This is a genomic window from Paraburkholderia rhynchosiae, from assembly GCF_002879865.1.
GTDB lineage: Bacteria > Pseudomonadota > Gammaproteobacteria > Burkholderiales > Burkholderiaceae > Paraburkholderia > Paraburkholderia rhynchosiae.
In genome coordinates, this window is record NZ_PNXY01000020.1 from 1 (window position 1) to 16,030 (window position 16,030).

At 62.5% G+C, this 16,030-nt stretch carries 12 protein-coding genes and 1 pseudogene; 6 read left to right on the forward strand and 7 right to left on the reverse strand.

The window, feature by feature from the left end:
- Together C0Z16_RS24430 and C0Z16_RS24435 are read right to left on the reverse strand one after the other, a co-directional pair.
- A partial coding sequence (locus tag C0Z16_RS24430; RefSeq protein WP_146014340.1) for an ABC transporter permease subunit occupies positions 1 to 349 on the reverse strand: 349 nt, incomplete at its 3' end.
- Positions 350 to 385: 36 nt separating this feature from the next.
- Positions 386 to 1,315 carry an amino acid ABC transporter substrate-binding protein gene (locus tag C0Z16_RS24435; RefSeq protein ID WP_102634650.1) on the reverse strand — a complete coding sequence of 310 codons (930 nt, stop codon included), beginning with the start codon at positions 1,313 to 1,315 and terminating at the stop codon, positions 386 to 388.
- Between the two features lie 17 nt (positions 1,316 to 1,332).
- On the opposite strand from C0Z16_RS24435, the gene C0Z16_RS24440 reads away from it, so the two are divergent.
- Positions 1,333 to 2,400 carry a LysR substrate-binding domain-containing protein gene (locus C0Z16_RS24440; RefSeq protein ID WP_341867643.1) on the forward strand — a complete coding sequence of 356 codons (1,068 nt, stop codon included), beginning with the start codon at positions 1,333 to 1,335 and terminating at the stop codon, positions 2,398 to 2,400.
- Between the two features lie 131 nt (positions 2,401 to 2,531).
- On the opposite strand, the pseudogene groEL reads toward C0Z16_RS24440, so the two are convergent.
- The 5 genes and pseudogenes from groEL to C0Z16_RS24465 all read right to left on the reverse strand — a co-directional run.
- Positions 2,532 to 2,765: pseudogene (gene groEL, locus C0Z16_RS24445) on the reverse strand (chaperonin GroEL); the annotation flags it as partial.
- A gap of 263 nt (positions 2,766 to 3,028) precedes the next feature.
- On the reverse strand, positions 3,029 to 6,142 hold the full coding sequence (locus C0Z16_RS24450; protein WP_102634651.1) for an efflux RND transporter permease subunit: 3,114 nt from the start codon (positions 6,140 to 6,142) through the stop codon (positions 3,029 to 3,031).
- Positions 6,139 to 7,350 (reverse strand): efflux RND transporter periplasmic adaptor subunit, encoded by a 1,212-nt coding sequence (locus tag C0Z16_RS24455; RefSeq protein ID WP_102634652.1) that lies wholly within the window; start codon positions 7,348 to 7,350, stop codon positions 6,139 to 6,141. Before C0Z16_RS24455 ends, C0Z16_RS24450 begins: the two co-directional genes overlap by 4 nt.
- Positions 7,347 to 8,825, reverse strand: coding sequence for an efflux transporter outer membrane subunit (locus tag C0Z16_RS24460; RefSeq protein WP_158244515.1), 1,479 nt, complete (start codon positions 8,823 to 8,825; stop codon positions 7,347 to 7,349). Before C0Z16_RS24460 ends, C0Z16_RS24455 begins: the two co-directional genes overlap by 4 nt.
- 142 nt (positions 8,826 to 8,967) lie before the next feature.
- The gene (locus C0Z16_RS24465; protein WP_102634654.1) at positions 8,968 to 9,645 is read right to left on the reverse strand and encodes a response regulator transcription factor; all 678 of its coding nucleotides are present in this window, start codon (positions 9,643 to 9,645) and stop codon (positions 8,968 to 8,970) included.
- 152 nt (positions 9,646 to 9,797) lie between these two features.
- Between C0Z16_RS24465 and C0Z16_RS24470 the strand changes: the two genes are divergently transcribed.
- From C0Z16_RS24470 to oxlT, 5 genes are all read left to right on the forward strand, one after another.
- Positions 9,798 to 10,481, forward strand: coding sequence for a response regulator transcription factor (locus tag C0Z16_RS24470; RefSeq protein WP_102634743.1), 684 nt, complete (start codon positions 9,798 to 9,800; stop codon positions 10,479 to 10,481).
- A complete protein-coding gene (locus C0Z16_RS24475; RefSeq protein WP_102634655.1) occupies positions 10,468 to 11,844 on the forward strand; it encodes a sensor histidine kinase in 1,377 nt (458 codons plus the stop codon). Before C0Z16_RS24470 ends, C0Z16_RS24475 begins: the two co-directional genes overlap by 14 nt.
- A 339-nt stretch (positions 11,845 to 12,183) precedes the next feature.
- The gene (locus tag C0Z16_RS24480) at positions 12,184 to 12,855 is read left to right on the forward strand and encodes a GntR family transcriptional regulator (protein WP_244201340.1); all 672 of its coding nucleotides are present in this window, start codon (positions 12,184 to 12,186) and stop codon (positions 12,853 to 12,855) included.
- Between the two features lie 128 nt (positions 12,856 to 12,983).
- Positions 12,984 to 14,594 carry a gamma-glutamyltransferase family protein gene (locus C0Z16_RS24485; protein ID WP_102634744.1) on the forward strand — a complete coding sequence of 537 codons (1,611 nt, stop codon included), beginning with the start codon at positions 12,984 to 12,986 and terminating at the stop codon, positions 14,592 to 14,594.
- A 111-nt stretch (positions 14,595 to 14,705) separates the two neighbouring features.
- Positions 14,706 to 16,028 carry an oxalate/formate MFS antiporter gene (gene oxlT / locus C0Z16_RS24490; RefSeq protein ID WP_102634657.1) on the forward strand — a complete coding sequence of 441 codons (1,323 nt, stop codon included), beginning with the start codon at positions 14,706 to 14,708 and terminating at the stop codon, positions 16,026 to 16,028.
- Positions 16,029 to 16,030 lie beyond the last annotated feature (2 nt).

Consider the following 16,030-nt stretch of genomic DNA (forward strand, 5'->3'; position numbering starts at 1 on the left):
GGCAAAGCAGCGCGGGAAAAAACTGGCCCCACGGCTGCTGCATCTGTTTGATCGCGGTGCCGAGCGACCTGGGGAGCAATTCCGGCAGCACGAAATACCAGAGGAACATTTGCACCAGCAGCGGCACGTTGCGGAACAATTCGACGTACGTCGCAGCAATAGTTCGCGCGATCTTCGAATCGACCGTACGCATCACGCCAATGATCGAGCCGAGCAGCAGCGCGATGGCATAGGCGCTCACCGCGAGTGCGATGGTCCAGCATGCTCCACTCTGCATCGTCTGCAGGTAGGTATGGACACCGTCGGGCGAGAGGTCGTTGAAACTGGCCCAGTTCCACTGATAGTTCATGGCTGCGCGGCCTCGAAGTAGGGTTGCTCAAGTGGCTTATTGATAGGCCGCGGGATCGCCGGAATCGGAGGGATGTTCGAAGGCACGTTTAAGTTCGGCGCTCATCGGATACTTCAGATTGATGCCATTCGGCGGCACGGGCGCGTTAAACCATTTGTCGTACATCGCGTAGATCTGTTTTGACTTCATGAGCTCGAGTACGGCGCCGTCCACGGCCTGCTTGAAACGGGGATCGTCCTTGGGCTCGACGATGCCGTACGGTGCGAGCAGCATTGCCTTCGTGCCAATCACATAGTCCTGTGGCTGGTCTGAAGTTGCGACCAGACCGTAGGCGAGCCCGTCGTCCGTCGAGACGGCCATCGCGCGGCCGGTCTTCACCGCGATGAAAGATGCCGCCGTGTCGTTGACGGGGAGCACCGAAATGTTCAGATGTTGCTGCGTGCTGATCTGCTGGATGACCTGCAGGTCCAGGCCCCCTGCAAGGCTCGTCACAGTCTTGCCGCTGAATGCAGCGGGCGTGTTCACATCAAGCCCACTGTCTTTGCGGGCCATGAGCACAACCTTCGCGACGTATGTAGTCGGCGCGAACGAGACGAGCTTGTGGCGTTCGACCGTGTTGGTGGTGTTGCCGCATTCCAGATCGATTGTGCCGTTCGCCAGTAGTGGCAGACGCGTGGCCGACGTCACGGGCAGATAGCGGATTTTCAGATCGGCAAGGCCAAGCGTGCTCTTGAGACTGGCAGCGATGCGCTGGCATATTTCGACCGAGTAGCCGACCGGCTGATGGGCGTTGTCCAGATAGGCGAAGGGCAGCGAGGTGGTCGGATAGCCCACGGTAATCGTGCCGGTTTCCTTGATGCGATCCAGCCGGCTGGAGCTATCCGCATAAGCTGCGGTCGTCAGGCCAAGTCCTGCGTAGAACCCGGCGAGCATCATCGCAGCGGTCAGGATAGAAGAAACTTTCATGTGCTTAGCTTCCCTTAATGATCATTCTCGACCGCGATTCCGGACCGCTGCAGTGCGATTCAAAACAACGGAATTTGCTTGGCTACGAACCAAATATCGGTCATCAATATGCTAAAGTCCAATGCGTCTCTCGCATTGAACGATACAGAAACGATATGCAGAAGCTAAAGTTAGGATTTCGCCACATCGAGGCTTTCCGTGCGGTCATGTCGTCAAACTCGATGACGAATGCCGCTCGCGTCATGCATACGTCGCAGCCGCAGGTGAGCCGCCTGATATCGCAGCTCGAGAGCATCACGGCGTTCCCACTTTTCGAACGCAACGGTAGCCGGCTTAATCCCACTCAGGACGGATTGCGTTTTCATCGCGAAGTGGAACGGACCTTCGCCGGGCTGGCGGAACTCGAATCGGTGGCTGCCAACATCCGTTCGTTCAGCGCCGCGCGGCTGAGCATCGCCGCGATGCCGCGGCTGGCGGGCGATCTGCTCGTTAAGGTTGTCGCTGAATTTCACGCTGCGCACCCGGATGTTCTGGTGTCAATTCACTCTGGCAACGCGGTGAATGTGGAGGAATGGGTCCGCTCCGGCTTTTGCGATACGGGCCTGGCTCTGCTCACCGGGGATGCGCCTCACATCCGTCGAGAGACGATCGCGACCCTCCGGTGCGTCGCAGTACTGCCGAAAGACCACCCACTTTGCCGCCTGCGCAGGCTGAAACCCGCGCACTTCGCAAATCAGCGATTCATAGCGCCCACCGGAGAAAGCGCGCTCAGATCCACGATTGACGATGTATTCGCGGCCGGGCATGTGTCTCGTCAGATCGTCGCTGAGGCGAGTCTTGGTTCGTCGGTGTGCGCGTTGGTGCGCACAGGCATGGGAATCAGTCTGGTCAACCCGCTAGCAGCTCGCGATGAATCTGTTAATGGAGGGATCGAGGTGCGGCCCTTCGCGGTGAATATACCGAGCGAGGTTGCGCTGCTGTTCCCGCCCTACCAGGCTCAGACCCGGCTGGTGAGTGCGTTTGCACAGATTGCGCGTCCGGTTATTCGCGAAGAGATGGAAGTGCTGAATAAAATGTACGTGTAGCCGGCGATGGATAGCCGGTAGCGACGCCCCCGCCCCATCGGCAATCGTAACGAGACGGTGTGCAGGATTGTCCAAAGAACACTGCTGCGCTTTTCTATTGCAATACGTATTCTTCACGTACGGGCAGCCCGCATCTTGATGTCCGCATCCTGATCGGCGTTCACACCTCCGGGACCGCCGATTGCCTGCTTGACGCTGATGAGCGCCATGCCGCCGCCTGGCACGATGCTTTCTTGAACTGCCGCGCGCGTACCGTGCAGCGCATCGTCGACGCGATCATTCATTTCTGTCACTCGGTCCCGGTCGTGCCGCCAACCTTGATCATGGCCACCCGTCTGCGTGTTCGCAACACGCTCCTGGCGCTTTCGCGGTGCGAAAAAGCGGAAGGGGAATACCGCGTCGTGTACCGGCCGAATCACGGCTGGGCGATCAACTGTATGCGGGCGTACGCCGATAGTCTGAACTCAAAGCCATCATCTGCAAGCAGCCGCTCATGCGTAAGCGCACATTAAACGGCGCGGCCAAAGCGTACTAATCGTTTGGTCAGGAGATTCAGCGTATGGCCGCCGCGCTGGATCAGCGGCGCCCATCGCGATCAAGAAGGAAAGTCCCAGCAGACCGAAGGCGATCAACCGACGGTCTGCCGCTCGACCACATTGCTCGTCGCGCGCCGATCAGCGAGCCAATGCGACAGACGGTCAAACCACAGGTGCACGACCGGCGTCGTGAACAACGTCAGCATTTGCGAGACAATCAGGCCGCCGACGATCGCGATGCCGAGCGGCACGCGCAACTCCGCACCCGCGCCATGCCCGAGCGCAAGCGGCAGCGCGCCGAACAGCGCGGCGAGCGTCGTCATCATGATCGGCCGGAAGCGCAGCACGCAGGCCTGCCGGATCGCTTCTCGCGGCGACATACCGTGTTCGCGCTCCGCCACTAGTGCGAAGTCGATCATCATGATCGCGTTCTTCTTGACGATACCAATCAGCAGGATGATGCCGATCATGCCCATGATCGACAGATCCTGACCGCACAGCATCAACGCAAGCAAGGCGCCCACGCCCGCCGAAGGCAGCGTCGAAATGATCGTAAGCGGATGAATGGCGCTCTCGTACAGGATGCCGAGAATCAGATAGACGACCACGAGCGCCGCGGCGATCAGATACGGCTCGCTTGCGAGCGACGCCTGGAACGCCTGCGCCGTGCCCTGGAAGGAGCCCGTCAAACTATCTGGCTTGCCCGCCGCGACTTCGGCCTGGCGAATCGCCGCCACGGCGTTGCCAAGCGACTGACCCGCCGCCAGATTGAACGAGATCGTCACGGCCGGGAAAAGCCCCTGGTGATTGATCGAAATCGGCGACACATTGTTTTCGATTCTGACGAGCGTGTCGAGCGGCACCAGTTCGTTGGTGAGCGGCGAACGCACGTAGAGATGCGCCAGTGCATCCGTCGTCAACTGAAAGCGCGGATCGACTTCTTCGACGACATGGTACTGATTCAACTCCGTGAAGAGCGTCGCGATCTGCCGCTGGCCGAATGCATCGTAAAGCGTATCGTCGATGGCTTGCGCCGTGATGCCGAAACGCGAAGCCGTGTTGCGGTCGATCACGAGAGTCGCGCTGGTAGCGGCGGCCTGCTGATCGGACGTGACGTCGGCCAGTTGCGGCAGCTTCGACAGGCGATCGGTCAGCGCGCCCGCCCAGTGATTCAACTCGTTGATGTCAGGGTCCTGCAACGTGTACTGATACTGCGCAGCGCTGATACGGCCGCCCACCTGAATATCCTGCCGGACCTGCATCGACAAGGAAATGCCCATGACTTTCGCCAACTGCGGCTTCAAACGGTTGAGCACCTGCGCAGCACTGTCCTTGCGCTGAGCGAACGCTTTCAGGTTGATCATGACGCGCCCCTGGCTCACGGTCGGGTTAGGACCCATCCAGTAGTAGACGTTGTCGACGGCGGGGTCGGTCTCGATGATATGGCCCACCTGCTGCATCTTCTGCGACATCGAGCGGGGCGAAATATCCGGCGCGGCCTGGGCAACGCCCATGATCAGACCGGAGTCCTCCTGCGGGAAAAATCCTTTGGGAATCGCGACGAACAACGCGCCAGTCGCCACAATCGTCGCAACCGTGACAGCCAGCATCAGCTTCTGGCGGTCCAGCACCCAATCGAGGCCGCGCTCATAGCGCCGCTCTACGGCGCTAAAGACCGCTTCAAGCCATGCTTCGAGCCTGCGCCCCCGGCCGCCGCCACCCGGCTCGGGCAAGCGGATCAGCCAGCCGCACAACATCGGCGTAACGGTCAGCGACACCAGCGCCGACATCACTATCGCGGCGCTTACTGTCACTGCGAATTCGCGAAACAGCCGGCCGACGATGCCGCCCATCAACAGGATTGGGATGAAAACGGCGATCAGCGAGATCGTCATCGAAATGATCGTGAAGCGCACTTCCATCGCGCCAAGCAAGGCCGCCTTCATTCTCGGCACGCCCTCTTCGATATGCCGCATCACGTTTTCGATCACGACGATCGCATCGTCCACCACGAAGCCTACCGCGATGGTCAAGCCCATCAGCGACAGATTGTCGAGGCTATAGCCGAGCAGGTACATGACGCCGAACGTGGCGACCAGCGACAGCGGAATCGTCAGGCTTGGAATAACCGTCGCCCACAGGTTGCGCAGAAACGAGAAGATGACCATGACGACAAGTGCGATTGTCAGCATCAGCGTGAACTGCACGTCGTGCACCGACGCATCGATGGTCTGCGTGCGATCGCCCACCACATGCAGATGCGCTGCCGCGGGCAGTATCGCTTCTAGCGCGGGCAACTTCGCCCTGATGTTGGCGATCGTCTGCACGACGTTGTAGCCCGGCTGCTTGTGAATGTCGAGAATGATCGCGCGTTCATGCTGGAGCCACGCGGCCTGCTGATTGTCTTCGGCGGCGTTCAGCACGATGCCGAGATCGGAGACGCGAATCGGCGCGCCGTTCTTGTACGCGACCACCAGATCGCGATACTGCGAGGCGGTGGTGATCTGGTCGGTCGCGTTGAAGATCACCGAGCGGTCTGGACCGTTCAGGCTGCCTTTCGGTGCATTGACCGTCTGCACACCGACGATCGAACGCACATCTTCGAGCGTCAGGCCTCGGGCGGCGAGCTTGTCGGGGTCGAGTTGAATACGCACCGCGGGCCGCTGCTGGCCGTGGAAGTCAACCAGACCGACGCCGGGCATCTGCGAGATCTGTTGCGCGAGATAATCTTCGGCGTAGCTGTCGAGTTGTGTCAGCGTCAGCGAAGGCGACGTCAGCGCCAGTGATAACAACGTGAAGTCGGCGGGGTTGACCTTCTGGTAGGTCGGCGGGTTCGGCAGGTTCTTCGGCAACGTGCCGCCGGCTGCGTTGATCGCCGTCTGCACATCCTGCGCCGCGCCATCGATGTCGCGCGAGAGATCGAATTGCACGGCAATGCTGGTGTTGCCGAGCGAGCTCGACGACGTCATCTGCGTCACGCCCGCGATCAGCGAAAGTTGCCGCTCCAGTGGTGTCGCCACCGAAGTGGCCATGGTCTCCGCGCTTGCGCCGGGCAATTTTGCCACGATCTGGATGGTCGGAAAATCGACCTGCGGCAGCGGCGCGACCGGCAGCAGAAAATACGCCACCGCGCCAACCAGCATCACCGCGATCGCCAGAAAAGCGGTCGCGATGCGCCGCCTGATGAACAATTCCATGAGACTCATGACGGATTATCCTGATCAGTCTGGCTCCCCGCCACATTTGCGTTGGGCGGCGCTTTCGCACTGGCGGGAATGGTGGTCGCGGCCACTTGCACGCCCGGGTTCAAGCGGCTCTGGCCATCGAATACCACGAGATCCGTGGGCGCGATGCCGCTTCGGATCTCCGTCATGCCATCGACGATGACGCCGGTTTGCACGGGGCGCATCTGCGCCGTGCCGTTCGCAGCGATCACATAGAGCTGCGTGCCGTTCTGCGAGTTCACCACTGCGCGGCTCGGCACCGCGAGCCGCTGCATATCGGTGCGCACCAGCACGCGCGCGTTCACCAGCTCGCCGGGCCACAGCTTGCGGTCCTGGTTGGTGAACGAAGCCTTGAGCCTGATCTGGCCGGTCGTGGGATCGACCGTGCTGTCGATGAACACCAGCCTGCCATCGGCGAGCGGCGTGCTGCCGGAACGTGTGGTCACGCTCACCGCCAGCGGCGCTTTCGCCTGATTCGCGAGCAGTTCGGGCAGCACGTCCTGCGGCACGGAGAACAGCACGGTGATGGGCTCCATCTGCGTGACGGTGACGATGCCGGTCGTGTCGGCCGGATGAACGATCGCACCGATATCGGCCTCGCGCGCGCCGACGCGTCCCGTAAACGGCGCCGCGAGCGTGGTAAAGCTCAGTTGCAGCCGGTCGCTCTGCACCAGCGCGGCGTCCGCTGCGACCGTCGCGGCGAGCGCCTCGACTTGCGCCTTCGCGGTGTCCACCGCCTGGGTCGTCGCCGCGCCGATGTTGACCAGCTTCGAGTAGCGCGCGAGATCGAGCCGCGCGTTATCGAGCGATGCCTGGTCCTTGCGCTGCGCCGCTTCCGCTTGATGCAACTGGGCGGTGAGCGGTCCCTGATCGAGCTGTGCGAGCAGTTGGCCGGCTTTGACGTCCTGTCCTTCATTGAAAGCAACGCGCTGCAACTGGCCGTCTACGCGCACTTTGACGTCCACTGTGTTGAGCGCCTGGACCGTGCCCACTGCGGCGACGCGAATCGGGAAGTCACGGCTCACAGGATGACCAGAATTGACCGGCACGGCAGTCGCTGCCTTGACGGCAGGGTGCCGCGGCCAGAACCAGACAGCCAGCAGCGCGACAACGACGGCGAACGCCAGAATGAGCGGCGCGCGGCCGCGGTCGCGTTGCGCCTCGTGGTTCGGAAAGTCTGCAGGTTTCATGAGCGGGATGACGTAAAGGAGGAGGCGGTGCTGCTATCGCTATCGTCGGTCACGCCGAAGCCGCCGCCGAACGCGCGAAACAGGCTCACGGACGCTTGCAGGCGGGCGAGCCGCGCCTGCACCAGCGTGTCTTCGGACTGATACAGCGTGCGTTGCGCGTCAAGCACGGTCAGAAAGTCGACGGTGCCGAGCTTGTACTGGGCTTGCGCGAGCATGGCGGCTTTGCGGGCGGCGTCGGCGGCGTTCTGGTCGGCGGCTTCCGCGAGCTGCTGCTGTCGAGCCGCCGTGAGCGAGTCCTCCACGTCCTGCAGCGCGGTGATTACGGCTTGCCGGTAATCCGCGACGTCCTTCGCTTCGGCCGCCTTGCTCGCGTGCAACTGGCCCCGCAGCGCACCGCCGTCCAAGATTGGCGCCGCCAGCGAAGTGGCTAGACTGGCGAACGGGCTCGAAAGGAAATGGGACAGCGACTTACTGCTCAGCCCGCCGTCCGCTGTCAGTACGATGTTCGGCAGAAAGGCCGCGCGCGCCGCGCCGACACTCTGGTTCGCCGACTGCAACTGCGCTTCCCTGGAACGGATGTCGGGGCGCGTTTCCAGCAAGCTCGCGGGAAGGTTGGGGCGCGGTCGGGGAATCGGGATGTCGGCAAGCGCGGCGTCGCTGATCGTGAATTGTTCAGGCGCGGTGCCCGCTAGCACCGCAAGCGCATGGATGTTGATATCGAGCTGCTGTTGCAGCGCCGGAACAGCCGCCTGGAAAGTGGCGAGCGCGTTACGCTGCTGCTGCACCTGCAATTCGGTCGCGACGCCCGCCTGCTGCTGTGCGAGCAGCAATTGCAGAATGTGCGCAGCGTCGTCGGATATCGAACGCGCAAGCGCGAGCCGGCGGCGCAGGCTCTGCACCTGAAAATAAGTGTCGGTGACCGATGCGGTCAGCGTCAGCGCGACCGTGTCGCGGTCGAACGCGGACGCGCGCGCGAGCAGGTCCGCGGCGCTGGCATTGGCGGCGTGGAAGCCCCAGAAGTCCACCTCGTAACTCGCTTCGGCGAACAGGCTCTGGGTTTTCGTGGTCGAGCCGCGTCCCTGATGGCTGCGATCGAACGCGCCGCCGAGCGACAGCGACGGATACTGCGGCGCACCGGCTATTTCGGCGTTGCCCCGCGCCTGTTCGACGCTAGCAATCGCGGAAGCCAGCGTGAAGTTATTGCGAATGCTGCGATCAACCAGCGCGTCGAGCGCGGGGTCCTGATACTCGCGCCACCAGCCGCTTCTGACGGGCACCGTATCGGTTAATGACGCGCCGGCCGCGCCGTCGAAGGACTGCGCGAGCGGCGCGCCCGGCCGTCGATAGGCAGGCACGAGCGAGCAGCCGGCGAGCACCGCGAGGCCGAGCGCGCATAACGCGGCGCGCACCCAGGAAAGGCACGGGTGAGGACTCACGGTGCGCGGCAACCGTGTGGAACGGGACAGCCCTGACATGGGAGAAACCCTAACAAGGATATGTCGCCAGACTAGCTGGCCCGTCCTGTCGGCGCTTTCGCCCATTGGTTAAATTAATTTAATGCAGCACAACATGCCACGGCGGGGCGCCCGGCTGGGGCTTCCAGGCTTGCAGCGCGTGTCAGGGCGCCGGGTTCAGCATATATCCCGCGCCGACCACTGTTTGAATCAGCGCCACGGGAAAATCACGATCGACCTTAGCCCGCAGCCGATGCATGTGCATATCGATGATGTTGCCGCGCGGCTCGAAATCGTAATGCCATGCGGCTTCGAGCAACATGCTTCGCGTGACGACCTGCCCCGCGCGGCGCGCGAGACACTCGAGCAACAGGAATTCGCGATGCTGCAAGCGCAGATCGCGTCCGGCGCGGCTTGCAGTGCGCGCCCGGGTATCGAGCATCAGGTCCGCACATTCGAGCCGATCGCTGATCCTGGTACGATCGGCGCGCCGCGCGAGCGCCTCGATTCTTGCCAGCGCTTCGACGAAAGCATACGGCTTCACGAGATAGTCGTCGCAACCGGCGCGAATCGCCTCCACGCGGTCGTTCAGACCGCCGATGGCCGACAGCATCAGCACTGGCGTCGTATCCCCACCGGCGCGCAACTGCTGGACGAGGACCAGGCCGTCGAGCGCCGGCAAGCGCCGATCAGTGACGATGACGTCATAAATGCCCTCTCGCCCATAGGCGAGCCCGGTCGCGCCGTCGGCCACTGTGTCGACAATCAGACCGCTCTCTGTCAGGCCACGCGCCAGGAAGCGGCTGGCGCGCATATCGTCTTCGATCAGCAGGATTCGCATGCGCAATCGAGGCTTACATTAAAATTTTTTCATGTTTGCGCGAAACGCTTGTAGCGCTTCGCACGGCATACTACAGAGATCGTAGGTACGAGCGTAGTGTAAAACGGCCGGCTAACGAAGGTTCGACGCTCTCTTATTTCTGGAAAAAAGGCATGTCGAAAGTATTGGTCGTCGAGGACGACGAGCACACTCTCGCGGAGATCGTTGAAGCGCTCACCGATCACGGCTGCAACGTTGAAACCACGAGCACCGGCCGTGACGGTTTGATGCTTGCGGTCGCCAACAGTTATGACGCTATCGTCCTCGATCGTATGTTGCCGGGCGGCCTCGAAGGGCTCGGCATGCTGTCGGCATTGCGCAGCGCCGGCGTGCTGACGCCGGTGCTGATCCTGAGCGCGCTGTCCGCGGTCGACGAACGTGTGCGCGGTTTGCGCGCCGGTGGAGACGACTATCTGACCAAGCCGTTTGAGTTCATCGAACTGACGGCGCGGCTCGATGCGTTGATGCGCCGTCGCGAGACGGCCCCCGGTGTGCAGGAGTACCTGGTCGGCGCGCTGCGTCTCGACCCGCTTAAACGCGAGGTGACTCGCGCCGGCCGCCCGGTACCGCTGCTGCCGCGCGAGTACCGGCTGCTCGAATACCTGATGCAGCACGAAGGCCAGGTGGTGAGCCGCACCATGCTGTTCGAAGCGGTATGGGACTACAGGCTCGACGAGCGTACCAACGTGATCGACGTGCACATCAGCCGCCTCAGAAAGAAGCTCGACCCGGACGGGACGGCTCCGATGATCGACACAGTGCGCGGTTCAGGGTACATGCTACATGCGCCTGAATGAACTGCACCGCACCACCGGCTTTCGCCTCGCTACACTGTTTCTCGTGCTGTTCGGCGTGATCGCAATGCTGCTGTTCGGTTACCTGTACCGCGAGATCACCGGCTTTGAACAGGAACGCATCGACGACTGGCTGATTCGTGAGCACGCAGAGTTGAAGCGCGAAGCGCCCGATGAACTGGCCGCCCGATTCGAACATCAGAACCGGTTCGATCCGCGCCACCAGCGTCCCTTCGGCCTGTTCGAAGCCAGCGGCAAACATCTTGCCGGCGGCTATGCGGGCGATCGGCCGGCGATCCCCGTATTCGACAAGCCTTTTTCGATGCGCCTCGCAAATGTGGCGGGTCACCCGCCCGGCCGATGCATCGCCGCGCACGTGGCTGATAGCCGCATCGCTTTGCAATGTCAGGACACCCTCGAGCTCGACCACTTCGACGACGAACTGGTGCAAGCGCTGCTTTCCACCGCAATGATCACGCTTGTGATCGGCCTGATCGGCGCGAGCCTGATTGGCATCTCGGCGATGCGGCGCCTGGATGCGGTGACCGCATCGATCGAGGAAATCGTCGCCGGCAACCTCAGCAGGCGTTTGCCAGTGCATTCGAAACGCGACGACGTGGATCGTCTCGTTGGCGTCGTGAACAGGATGCTCGACGAAATCGAGCGCCTGATGAGCGAGGTCAAAGGGGTGTGCGATGCGATCGCGCACGATCTGCGTACGCCGCTTACACGCATGCTGGGCGGCCTCGAACGGGCACAACGGCGCGCCAGAACGGAGCCGGAATATCGCGCGGCGATCGAGGAAGCCATTCTTGAAACCGCCGGCCTTTTGCGCACCTTCAATGCGTTGATGCGGATATCTGAAATTGAAAGCGGAGTGCGCCGCGCGGGCTTCACTGCGGTCGATCTGGCCGCTGTCGCCGATGACGTTTTCGAATTCTACGAACCGACTGCCGAAGACAAGCAGATCGCATTTAAACTCGCGCGGACTGTGTCCGGCCCGCTGGAAATCCAGGGAGATCCGAATCTGCTATTCGAGGCGCTGGCCAATCTGGTGGAGAACGCCGTCAAGTTTGCACCGCATGGCGGAGCCGTGCAGGTGACGCTGTGGCACGACGAACGAGGATCCGGCGTGACCGTACGCGATGATGGACCCGGCATCGCGCCGAGAGAGCGCGATGCCGTCCTGCGCCGTTTCTATCGTGGAGAGGCGAGCCGTCATACGCCCGGCAGCGGCTTGGGGCTCAGTCTTGCGACCGCCGTGGCCGGCATGCACGGCATGATCCTGTCTTTCCACGACCCGGACGTCGGTTGCGAGATCAGTCTGTTCAAACCTACGCAGAGTCAACTGGCAGATAGCCGATGACCGACCGGGTGGATGAGGTCCACCTTGAGACCCATTTCGGTGCAGCCAATCAGGTTATCGCGAACAGCTGGAACATGATTCCCATTCTGGCTGCCGATTGTGGGGAACTGTCAGCACGGGGCAGCCGTGACGTGTGAGAACACCATGTGGATCCTTGGCATGGCGGGTTCGTCAGTGACGCCGGCAAGCTAAATTTCTGTTGACGGATGTTTTGACGGTGACCGATAGTCACTGCCGAAAGATCTGTTAATTCCAGGCTCCCGCGTGAAAGACACAACCCGCTCACCCTCATCGCGCGCTGACCATGTTTACTTCAGCGTGCGGGACGATATCTTCGACATGCGCCTGCTTCCTGGCGATCGTATGACCGAAGGCAGCATCGCCGATCGCTTCGGCGTATCGCGCACACCGGCGCGCGAGGCGCTGCAACGTCTTCAAAGCGATGGACTGATGCGCGGCTATGTACGCGGCGGCTGGGAAGTCGTGCCGATCGACTTCAAGCGCTTTGACGATCTGTACGAAATGCGCAAGCTGATAGAAACGTTTTCTGTGACCCGGCTCTTTGACGCGGACGGCGCCCTGTCCGCCACGGCGTCGCAAATGCTGGAGCGGCTCGACCGCATCTGGAACGTCCCTCACGCGCAACGCATTCGTGACGGCCGGGAGATGGTGGCGCTTGACGAAGCCTTCCACGAGGCGCTTGTCGTTGCCGCCGGCAATGCAGAGTTGAGCGCCGCAATGCAGCGCGTGACCGACCGCATCCGCGTGGTGCGGCGGCTCGACCTCGTATACGGCGACTGCATCGACGACACCTACGACGAACATATTGCGATTCTTGCCGCCATCCGCGATCTTGCCGCCGACCGTGCTGTCGAGTTGTTGGGCCGGCACATAGAAGGAAGCAGGGCCGAGGTGCGCACACTGACCACCGAGCGCCTGCAACGCGCCCGCACCGCATCGGAGCCTCACAGTGCTCCGTATGCACCACCGAGGTTGCGGGGCACCATCTAGTAACACGCACTGGGGAGTCCGCATTTCTTAAGCGCCCTCCGCACTCGGCCTTTGCGGGGACTTCGCACGTTGGCATGGTATTCGCATATGCACTGGCTATGTATACAAGCAAAAGCCCCGTGCGTCCGATGCCTTCTGAATTCCTGAACCCGAGCCGCGGAACCCGCGGCATGGCGGTTGCGCCTCACGCGCTCGCCGCACAGAGCGCTCTCGCGATCCTGCGTGAGGGCGGCAACGCCATCGAAGCGATGATTGCCGCGGCCGCGACGATTGCGGTCGTCTATCCGCACATGAACAGCATTGGCGGAGATGGCTTCTGGCTGATCTCGCGTCCCGGCGCCGAGCCGGTCGGCATCGAAGCGTGTGGCGCGGCGGCGCTGGCCGCGACCATCGACGAATACCGTTCGCGCGGGCTGTCGGCCATTCCGGTGCGCGGCCCACTCGCAGCCAATACGGTGGCCGGCACGGTGTCTGGCTGGCAGCGCGCATATCGCTGGTCGGCCGAAACGCTCGGCGGCAGGTTGCCGGTCGAACGCCTGCTCGAAGACGCGATCCATTACGCGAAACAGGGCGTACCGGTTACGCGGAGCCACTCGCAGTGTGTCGAAAGTCGCCTCGGCGAATTGCGCCCGATCGCGGGTTTCACCGAAACTTTTCTGCATGGAGCTGGCGTGCCCCTCGCCGGCGAGCGCTTCGTTGCGCCACGTCTTGCCGCCACGCTCGAACGTCTGGCCGACGCGGGCTTCGACGACTTCTATCGCGGCGACCTCGCGCGTAGCATCGCGAGCGATCTTCAGGCGGCCGGCTCTCTGCTAAGTCTTCCGGACCTTGAACGGCACGAGGCGCGCCTGCGAACGCCGCTAGCACTGGAGCACTCGCTGGGTACGATCTACAACATGCCGCCGCCCACGCAAGGGCTGGTGTCGCTGCTGATTTTAGGCATTCTCGATCGCGTGCTGACGAAGGACATGGATCCGCTGGGTCCCGAATTCGTGCATGCGTGCGTCGAAGCGACCAAGCTCGCGTTCGCCGTGCGCGATGCCGAGATCACCGATCCGGATCACATGCGCGTCGATCCGCGTGAGCTGTTGAAGCCGGCCGCGCTCGACGCAATGACCGCGCAAGTGTCGCTCACGCAAGCCGCGCCGTGGGGCGCCGGCCGCGGGCCGGGCGATACGGTGTGGCTCGGCGTGACCGACGGCAACGGCGTCGCGGTGAGCTTCATCCAGAGTATCTATCACGAGTTCGGCAGCGGGATCGTGCTGGCGAAGTCGGGCATCAACTGGCAGAACCGCGGCTGCAGTTTCTCGCTCGATGAGCGCGCACGTAATCCGCTGATGCCGCTGCGCCGGCCTTTTCATACGCTGAACCCGGCGCTCGCACGTTTTGCCGACGGCCGCACGATGGTCTACGGCAACATGGGCGGCGACGGTCAGCCGCAATCTCAAAGCGCGGTGTTCTCGCGTATCGCGACGTTCGGCTGGAATCCGCAAGCCGCGATCGACGCGCCGCGTTGGCTGCTGGGCCGTACCTGGGGCCAGTCGACCGACACGCTCAAGCTCGAAGCGCGTTTCGCGCCGGGCACCGTCGCGCGGCTCGAGGCGCTCGGCCATGAAGTCGAGACGATGCAGGTCTATGACGAAGCAATGGGGCATGCCGGCGCAATCGTTCGGTATCCCGATGGATTGATCGAAGCGGGCTACGACCCGCGCAGTGACGGGGCAGCCGCGGGCTGGTAGACGCACACGCGCGCTTTTTTCAATCAGATTGCAGGTCCGGCCTTCGAGGCCCGGAGGACGCTGCACGTCTGCCGGTCGCCGGCAGGCATTCGCTCAGTAAATGGAGTCACCATGACCACACGCTTGCAATCTTCTTTGCAACCTATCGCATCGGCGGAACCCGGCGCCACTTCGTCGGGCAGGACGCATAACCGCTGGCTTCAGCTCGCGCTGGGTCTCGTCTGCATGATGGCGATTTCGAGTCCGCAATATGTATGGACACTGATGACCAAACCGCTCGCCGCGAAGCTCGGCGTTGCGTTACCTGAACTGCAAGTCACGTTTTCGCTGCTGATCATATTGCAGACGTTTTTCTCGCCATTTCAGGGCAAGCTGATCGACCGCTTCGGGCCGCGCATGCTGATCTCGATCGGCACGGTAATGTCGGGCCTGAGCTGGGTGCTGGCCTCGCAGGTTCATAGCGCGCCGATGCTCTATCTGACCTACGGTCTGGTGGGCGGGCTGGGCACAGGCATCGTGTATGTCGGCGTGGTGGGGCTGATGGTGCGCTGGTTCCCGTCCAATCGCGGCTTCGCGGCGGGCGCGGTCGCGGCCGGCTATGGCATGGGCGCGATCGTCACGACCTTTCCGATCGCCTCGTCGCTACAGGCGCGCGGCATCGACGCCACGCTGTGGATCTTCGGCATCGCGTTCGCGGTGGTCGGTCTGCTGGCTTCGCAAGGTTTGCGGGTGCCGCCTTCGTACGACGCCGCCGCTCCTTCTGATTCGGCTGCTTCCGCCGGTTCGGTTTGCGCGCCGACGGCCATGAATTTTCGTCCTTCGCAGACGTTAAAGACGCCGCTCTTCTGGCTGATGTTCGCGATGATGACCATGATGTCCACGTCGGGCCTGATGGTCACCTCGCAGATGGCCACCTTCGCCGCCGACTTCGGCGTGACCAAAGTGCTCGTCTTCGGCATGGCCGCCTTGCCGCTGGCGTTGACGATCGACCGCTTCACAAACGGGCTCACGCGGCCGCTGTTCGGCTGGGTGTCGGACAAGGTGGGACGCGAGAACACGATGTTTTTCGCGTTCGCGCTCGAAGGCGTGGCCATGGCGCTGTGGCTGCTCACGCGCGATAACGCCGTGTTGTTCGTCCTGCTGTCGGGCGTCGTGTTCTTCGGCTGGGGCGAAATCTTCTCGCTGTTTCCGTCGACGCTCACGGACACTTTCGGTACGCGGCACGCCACCGAGAACTACGGCTGGCTGTATATCTCGCAAGGGATCGGGTCGATCTTCGGCGGCCCGCTCGCCGCATTGATGCATCAGCACGCGGGAGGCTGGGTGCCGGTGTTTTCGACGGCGATCACGCTCGACATCGTTACCGCGCTGCTCGCCATTGCAGTGCTCAAGCCGATGCGCCGGCGCTTCCTGGCGACACAGCGGGGCGCCTGATT

Excerpts from the sequence above, each read along its gene's own strand:
- C0Z16_RS24440 (WP_341867643.1), top strand. The coding sequence starts at position 1,333 with ATGATCATTCTCGACCGCGATTCCGGACCGCTGCAGTGCGATTCAAAA.
- C0Z16_RS24480 (WP_244201340.1), top strand. The coding sequence starts at position 12,184 with ATGCGCCTGCTTCCTGGCGATCGTATGACCGAAGGCAGCATCGCCGAT.
- C0Z16_RS24455 (WP_102634652.1), bottom strand. The coding sequence starts at position 7,350 with ATGAAACCTGCAGACTTTCCGAACCACGAGGCGCAACGCGACCGCGGC.
- C0Z16_RS24435 (WP_102634650.1), bottom strand. The coding sequence starts at position 1,315 with ATGAAAGTTTCTTCTATCCTGACCGCTGCGATGATGCTCGCCGGGTTC.
- C0Z16_RS24485 (WP_102634744.1), top strand. The coding sequence starts at position 12,984 with ATGCCTTCTGAATTCCTGAACCCGAGCCGCGGAACCCGCGGCATGGCG.
- oxlT (WP_102634657.1), top strand. The coding sequence starts at position 14,706 with ATGACCACACGCTTGCAATCTTCTTTGCAACCTATCGCATCGGCGGAA.
- C0Z16_RS24450 (WP_102634651.1), bottom strand. The coding sequence starts at position 6,142 with ATGAGTCTCATGGAATTGTTCATCAGGCGGCGCATCGCGACCGCTTTT.
- C0Z16_RS24470 (WP_102634743.1), top strand. The coding sequence starts at position 9,798 with ATGTCGAAAGTATTGGTCGTCGAGGACGACGAGCACACTCTCGCGGAG.
- C0Z16_RS24475 (WP_102634655.1), top strand. The coding sequence starts at position 10,468 with ATGCGCCTGAATGAACTGCACCGCACCACCGGCTTTCGCCTCGCTACA.
- C0Z16_RS24465 (WP_102634654.1), bottom strand. The coding sequence starts at position 9,645 with ATGCGAATCCTGCTGATCGAAGACGATATGCGCGCCAGCCGCTTCCTG.
- C0Z16_RS24460 (WP_158244515.1), bottom strand. The coding sequence starts at position 8,825 with ATGTCAGGGCTGTCCCGTTCCACACGGTTGCCGCGCACCGTGAGTCCT.